Origin of the sequence: Prosthecobacter sp., from assembly GCF_044373815.1 — a bacterium.
In the GTDB taxonomy this organism is placed as follows: Bacteria; Verrucomicrobiota; Verrucomicrobiia; order Verrucomicrobiales; family Verrucomicrobiaceae; genus Prosthecobacter.
The window spans coordinates 1-7,187 of record NZ_JBIPNG010000343.1 but is presented as its reverse complement, the minus strand read 5'-3'; the positions used below and the strand labels follow the sequence as shown (position 1 = coordinate 7,187).

Genomic DNA, 7,187 nt, shown 5'->3' with positions numbered 1-7,187 from the left:
CACATGCTGCTGCTCGTCGATGGTGATCGCCACACGCACCTCCGGCGTCGTCGCCGCACCGCCCAGCGTTTTCGACTCCGGCAGCGTGATCTTCATCTGCGTCTTGTCCTTCTCAAATGTCGTCGTCGCGACAAAGAAGATCAGCAGGATCACCATGATGTCGATCAGCGACACAATGGGGATCGTCGGTACCGGGCGGCGTTTGGGGCGCAGATTCATGGCAGGATAGGCTTCAGATCAGGCCACACTCAGTTCGCCGGACGCTGCACTTCAAAGTGCTGGTAAAAATGCTGGATCGTCTCCTGCATGATCGACTCCACCCGCACCGCCAGCGCATCCAGCCGCCGTGAAAAATACGTGTGCGCCAGCACCGACGGCACCGCCACAAACAGACCCGCGATCGTGCAGCGCAGCGCCACGCCGATCTCATGCGCGATCACCGTCGTGTCCGGCCCGCCCCCCGCTCCAAACGCCGAGAACATCCCCACCAGGCCCACCGTCGTGCCCAGCAGCCCCAGCAGCGGCGCCACAGACACCATCACCTCCAGCAGCGGGATCCCGCTCTCCAGCCGGTGGATCTCCTCGCGCGCCTTGATCGCGCACGCATCATGGCACTCCTGCTTGCTCGTAAAGGCCCCGCTGATCGCCATGCTCCCCAGCCGTGCCAGCATCGAGCCATCATGCACCAGAAACTCCTGCAGCGGCCGGATGTCACCCTTCAGCGCATAGTTCGGGATCGCCCGCAGCTGGCTCACCACCCCGCTCGGCATGATCACCTGCTCCCGCAGCTGCAGCCACGCCATGATCGACGCCCCGATGGCCGACATCGAACAGATCACGATCAGCCCCATCACAAAGCCCCCCGTCGAAAGAAACTCATAAATTAGCTGCAGCCCCGAAGGCGCAGCCTTTACAGTGGCATCCGCAGTAGCGGCGGCAGCAGCCGCAAGCATGGGCGAGGCAGAGACGAGGAGTTCAGTAAATAAGGACATCATATTGGATTTTCAAGCACTCGGGATCGGTCTTCGGGAGCAAAGGGATCACATCCGCAGGCATCGGTGGTATCTTCGCATCCTTGATCGCGCGCAAGGTGATTTCGGTGAGAAACGGGGTGGATTCCTTGTCGTTGATGACCTTCAGGCGCTCCACTTTGCCCTTCTTGTTGACGTAAAAAACGAGCTGCAGATACCCTTTGTTCAAGCCATCCCGCCGCAGGTGCAGGTAGATGTGCCACTTCCTTTCCACTTCTCCTCTCACCTCCCGTTCGTAGCGCCCCAGCGGCGTATCCGCCGCATCCACGGACGCCTCGCCGCGCTTCAAAGGCGTCCCCTTGGTCTGCGGTGTGCGCGTGAAGGGCGTGTAGGCGTTTGGGTCTTGGTTCCGCGTCGCAGGCTCATCGTCCGGCCCCCATAGCGCTTTGGGGACGGGCTTCGCCGGCGGCGCTTCCGTCATCACTGCTGGCGTATGCTGATTCTTGTCCACCTTGGCCAGCTCCTTGTCCGCCTCCTCCATCATCTCGATCAGCGGGCTGGTGTCGGGCTTGATTCGTGCACCGAAGACGATCTTCATCCGCCCACCCTCCTCTGCCGGGAGCGTGGAGATGACCTCTGCCGGAATGGCGGGGATGTCCGCATCGTGGACCGCCCGCAGCGTCAAATCCGTCAAGACTGGGGGTGCGGGGACCTCATTGACCACTCGCACATTCTCCACTCCGCCCTTGGCATTGACGTAAAAGCCAATCTCGACAAGCCCGGGCGGGACATCCATCTGCTTCAGATACTCCTGCCACTTGCGTTCCACCTGCGCGACCACCTGCCTGTAATAGCGAGTCCGTGGTTTTTCCTTCGCCAGATCCGCATCCTTCCCCGCTTCAGGAATGGGGATGAGCCTAACACGATTGGAATCCTGCCTGCCGTCCTCCTGCGCGTGCATCGTCACAGCGCAGAGCATGCCAAGAAAGGCGGCTCCCCTGCCCGCCAGCGCACACTGCCTTCGCCACACCAGCACTGAAACCCCAAGCGCGCACACCGCCCCCAGCACCATGAGCCCCAGATCGAATCCCTCACAGGCTGGCAGGTCAGTAAATGAGGACATTGTAATTGATTTTGTACCGCCCGCCATCCTCCTCCGGCAGCAGCGGCAGCACATCAGCGGGGATCGGCGGAAGCTCCGCATCCTGGATCGCCCGCACCGTCACCTCCGTGAGAACTGGATTGGACTCCTTGTCATCCAGGACCCGCAGCCCCTCCACCTTGCCCTTTTTGTTCACGTAAAAAACCAGCTTCAGGCTCGCGTAGGTCATGCCATCCCGCCGCAGCTTCACGTAGATGTTCCATTTCCTTTCCACCATGCCGCGCACCTGCCGGTCATAGATCCCCAGCGGCGTCATTTTCGCATCCACCGCCTCCTCGTCCCCACGATTGAAAATGGTGCCCTTCGTCTCCGACTTGCGCGTGTGCGGCGTAAAGGCGTTCGGGTCCTCGTTCCGCGTCGTGCGTTTCACCGCCTCATCCTCCACCACCGGCAGCGCCTTCGGGATCGGCTTCTCCTGCGGAGTCGGCGGCGGCATGTCCTCCGCCAGCTCCAGCTTCTTCGGTGCCGGCTTCGTCGTGGGCGGCGCGTCAGGCGTCTTCTCCATCGGGTCAGGCTTCTTCACCTCCAGCGGCAGCCGGTTCATGTCCACCTTCGCCAGCTCCTTGTCCGCCTCCTCCATCATCTTCGTCAGCGGCGTCTTGTCAGGCTCCACCTTCGCCATCTTCGGCGTCTCCACCGGTTTCTCCGTTTCCGGCGTTGTCGTCTCCGGCTTCGGCGTCAGCACCGTCTGCGGCTTGGGCGGCTGCGGCGGTGCGGCGTCCTTCGGTTTCAGGATCGAAGGCGGAGCCTCCGGCGTGGGTGGTGCCGGCGGCTTCGGTGCCAGCATCGCCACCTCAGGCGGCTGCGTCTTCGGCCGCGCATCGTCCTTTAGATCTCCATTGTTGAAATCACGGTCCGCCAGCTCCTGCATCTTGATCTTGATCCCGTCCATCGAAGGCATCGGCTCCGTCGCATCCGGCGAGGGGGCCTTCTTGGTGGACGCATTCGTGTTCCGGTCAGAAATGAACGCCGGATTCTTCGGCGCCATCTCCGCACCCTCATTCTGAGACGTGCGCATGTACACCATGCGCTCCGGCTTCGGTTTCGGCGGTGGTGGCGTCGTCAGGAACTGCTCAGGAAACAGCAGCACCTCCTCCTTTTTCTCCTCCTTCGGCGGCTGGTGCGCCTCCAGCCACAGCCGGTGCGCAGCCTCGCTCGCAAACACAAACGCCAGCAGCACCAGCAAAAGCGCATGCACAACCACCGTGCCGGTGATGGCAATGCGCAGGTTGCTGCTGCGTTGGTTATCGATGGGATAAAAGTCAGTCACAATGCCGGGCGAACGCGGGGAGGAACCCCTCCCCCAATATAGTGCTCTCCCAGCCTTGAGAATCAAATGCTGATTGAGCAGGCTCATACCCCATCCGCCGCCCTCTCCTTCGATCAAACCACCTCGCTCATCCCCCAGCCATCCCCCAGCCATCCCCCAGCCATCCACCAGCCCCCACCGCCCCGCAGCCCCAGCGCTGGTAGGAACGCGTTGTGCGCGTCCCTAGAATCCTTCGCCCCACCGCCACCTACCAACCCACCCGCTCTCCCCCTTTCCTCAAGCCCCCGCCGTCCATCCCTCCACCATTGATTCGCTGCGCTCACCCTCCGGGCACTTCGTTCGTCTACCTCGCTACGCTCGCTTCCCCCCTGCAGTAATCCTGAAATTCTGCCATCCTGTTAATCCTGTCCATCTACACCGCCTCGCCCCCCCTTCCCCAGCCAAAAAAAAGGGCCCCCATCTCTGGAGGCCCCCTTTGAATTTTTAACTCTTCAGCCAATCACTTGACCACCGCCTTAAACGCGATCGGAATGATCAGAATCGCCAGGATGTTCACCACCTTGATCATCGGGTTCACCGCAGGACCGGCCGTGTCCTTGTAAGGATCACCCACGGTGTCGCCCGTCACCGCCGCCTGATGCGCAAAGCTGCCCTTGCCACCGTGGTTGCCTTCTTCGATGAACTTCTTCGCATTGTCCCACGCGCCACCGGCGCTCGTCATCGAAATACCCACAAACAGACCCGTCACGATCGTGCCGATCAGCACCCCTCCCAGCGCTTCCATGCCCAGGAACGACACCGCGATCACAAAGATCAGCGGCAGCAGCGCCGGCACAATCATCTGGCCCAGTGCCGCCTTCGTCACGATGTCCACGCACTGCGCATAGTCAGGCGTGTCCGCACCCGTCAGGATGCCAGGCTTCGCCGTGATCTGGCGGCGCACCTCGCGCACCACCGCACCCGCCGCATTGCCCACCGCGCTCATGCAGAAAGACGTAAACAGGAACGGCAGCAACCCGCCGATGAACATCCCGATCACCACCCGGTGGTCCATCAGGTCAAAGCTCACCTTGTGCCCCACAAACGCCTGCAAATCTTCCACATACGAGCCAAACAGCACCATCGCCGCCAGTCCGGCGCTCGCGATCGCATAGCCCTTCGTCACAGCCTTCATCGTGTTGCCCACGGCATCCAGTTCGTCCGTGATCTTGCGCACGCTCTCCGGCAGACCCGCCATCACCGCGATGCCGCCCGCGTTGTCCGTGATCGGACCAAACGCATCCAAAGAAATCACAATGCCCGACAGCGACAGCATGGACACCACCGCGATCGCGATGCCATACAGACCCGCCAGATCATAGCAGCCCCAGATTGCAGCCGCGATCGCCAGCACCGGCAGCAGCGTCGCCTGGTTCCCGATGCTGATCCCCGCGATGATGTTCGTCGCCGGACCCGTCTCGGAAGCCTTCGCAATCAGCCGCACCGGCTTGTGGTGCGTGCTCGTGTAGTAGTTCGTGATCCACACCACCAGCAGCGTCATCACCAGACCCACCGCCGCGCAGTAAAACAAGTTCGTGCTCGAAACCGCCATCTCACCGATCTTGATCCCCTGGGGGAAGATCGCCGCAGTGGACCACCAGAACAGCGCCGAAGCCACGATGCCAGACACCGCCACCCCGCACACCAGAGACGCCGTCGCCTCCTGCTTGATGAAGTTCACCCAGCCGATGCCAATGAGAGACGCAATGATCGCCAGACCGCACAGCACAAACGGGTAAACCACCGCCGCTTCCGTGCCCACCGTCAGATGGCCCACCAGCACGCCGCCGATCAAGCTCACCGCATACGTTTCGAAAACGTCCGCCGCCATCCCGGCGCAGTCGCCCACGTTGTCGCCCACGTTATCAGCAATGGTCGCCGGATTGCGCGGATCATCCTCATTCAGATTCTGCTCATTCTTGCCCACCAGGTCCGCGCCCACGTCAGCCGCTTTCGTATAAATACCGCCGCCCAGACGTGCAAAGACACTGATCAGCGAGCTGCCCAGAGCCAGACCCACCAGCGAATCAATCGCATGCTTCGCGTGGTCCACCGCCCCGCGCACGATCAGAAAAAACACACCCACCGAGAGCAGGCCCAGCGCCACGACGAGCAAACCCGTCACCGCACCGCCATTGAAGGCCACCTTCAGCGCCGAATGACTGCTCACCGAGGCCGCCTGCGCCGTGCGCACGTTCGCCCGGACCGCGATCATCATCCCGATGTAACCCGCCGCCAGCGAGCACACCGCGCCCACCACAAAACCCGTCGCCGTCAGGCCGCCACGCAGCCACCAGACCGCTGCAAAAACAACGACCGCGATCAGGCTCACCGCCATCACCTGCCGGTTCAGGTACGCCTTCGCCCCCTGCTGGATCGCCAGGGCGATCTCCGTCATCTTCTCATTCCCCGCATCCGCCCCCACGACCTTCTTGATCAGGATGAAAGCAAAAACAAGCCCCACAACAGAGAGGGCGATGGCAAGGGCGATGCCGTTGGTCAGCAAAAAGGATGGAGGCATGAGTTAAGGTGGGTCGGTTGGTTGGTCCGTGGCGGGTAAAGCCGCGCACTTTAGCAAGTCGCAAATTACAGGCAAGAACTTGCTCCGAGTTTTCTGCCCCCTCCCTTTTTTCTCACCCACCACCCTCCTAGCCCCCTCCCTAAATCCAAATCGCACCCGCCCAGCCCCTCCCGCCCCTTTTTCCAGGCTGAGTTTCCATTCTTCCATCCCCCCTGCCCCACTGGCCCTGCGACTCCCCTCATCCAGACCGCCACAAGCCAGCACCTTTCGGCTTGAGCATCACTTGGACTTCCCTTCAATCAGCCTGCCAAATTGAGAAAAGTCCTTGGCCACAAATCCCAGGCACGTCGGCAGTCCATTCGAGTCAGCAGCCCAGTCGGCAGGCGGAGTCATGAAAAACTCATCTTTGTAGGAGAAGTAAATCTGACCCCAGTGGTCATTGTCCAACATCAAAAAATAGAAACCGGTCCCGCCATCATCAGCTATCGGAAGCAAGGCATAGGAGCCTACATTGCTTTCACGCCAACCTTCTTGTATTTTAACAACCCCGGAATCATTCAGCGGAAAAATGTGCCTGACAGCAAGCTCACAGGCATCTCCATAGATCATTGTTTTCAACTCATGATCCACGGAGATCTTCCCGCCATTCAAAGAAACAACGAATCGACGGTACTCCTCTGGAAGCCGGCGTAACAGGCGCCTCTCCAAAGCTACAAGCACTTCAAGCTCGAAGCGAATCTTCGATGGTGTCAGGATGTTGAGCCAATTCATAAAATTTTATACCATGAATCTGTCGCACTACATTGCCGATTCCAAGCCACTCCAGCAAACACCTGCATCCTGGCCTCAATAGCCTCTTCCGAAAGTGTCTTGATGTTCAGGCGTGGCTCATTGTGCATAAAAACAAAAATGAAAATGCTGACAGCCGCAGCAGCAATCAATGAAGGAAAGATTCTCACAACTTTCCGAGTTCCACCCCGGCTGGATAAAGATGAGGAAAATAGTAGCCCACGTACGAGGCGGGAAAGCCAAGGCGGACCGGTGCACTGGGTCCGTTCGATACAAGTACACCATCGGCGACAAGTTGACCCACATGACGCCGGGCAGTTCGCTCCGGCATCTGCAGAATACGACCCGCTTCTCCACGTGTGACATCACCCCGCAGAAACACATTAGGTAGAAGATAACTGATTTCTTTTGGTGCCTTCTTTCGGGAAATCAGCA

6 protein-coding genes and 1 pseudogene are annotated in these 7,187 nt (G+C 60.2%); all 7 read right to left on the bottom strand.

Annotated elements, in window-relative coordinates; all coding sequences use genetic code 11:
- On the bottom strand, positions 1-219 hold a 219-nt coding region (locus ACIREA_RS22570), incomplete at its 3' end, for an ExbD/TolR family protein (protein ID WP_397384610.1).
- Positions 220-248: 29 nt separating this feature from the next.
- Positions 249-953 (bottom strand): MotA/TolQ/ExbB proton channel family protein, encoded by a 705-nt coding sequence (locus ACIREA_RS22565; RefSeq protein ID WP_397384609.1) that lies wholly within the window; start codon positions 951-953, stop codon positions 249-251.
- A gap of 22 nt (positions 954-975) precedes the next feature.
- Positions 976-2,094: a hypothetical protein gene (locus tag ACIREA_RS22560; RefSeq protein ID WP_397384608.1), complete on the bottom strand. Its 1,119-nt coding sequence runs from the start codon at positions 2,092-2,094 to the stop codon at positions 976-978.
- Positions 2,078-3,403 carry a hypothetical protein gene (locus ACIREA_RS22555; RefSeq protein WP_397384607.1) on the bottom strand — a complete coding sequence of 442 codons (1,326 nt, stop codon included), beginning with the start codon at positions 3,401-3,403 and terminating at the stop codon, positions 2,078-2,080. Before ACIREA_RS22555 ends, ACIREA_RS22560 begins: the two co-directional genes overlap by 17 nt.
- Positions 3,404-3,902: 499 nt before the next feature.
- The gene (locus tag ACIREA_RS22550; protein ID WP_397384606.1) at positions 3,903-5,963 is read right to left on the bottom strand and encodes a sodium-translocating pyrophosphatase; all 2,061 of its coding nucleotides are present in this window, start codon (positions 5,961-5,963) and stop codon (positions 3,903-3,905) included.
- Between the two features lie 279 nt (positions 5,964-6,242).
- Positions 6,243-6,734, bottom strand: coding sequence for an SMI1/KNR4 family protein (locus tag ACIREA_RS22545; protein ID WP_397384605.1), 492 nt, complete (start codon positions 6,732-6,734; stop codon positions 6,243-6,245).
- Between the two features lie 184 nt (positions 6,735-6,918).
- Positions 6,919-7,187, bottom strand: a pseudogene (locus ACIREA_RS22540) (Fic family protein); the annotation flags it as partial.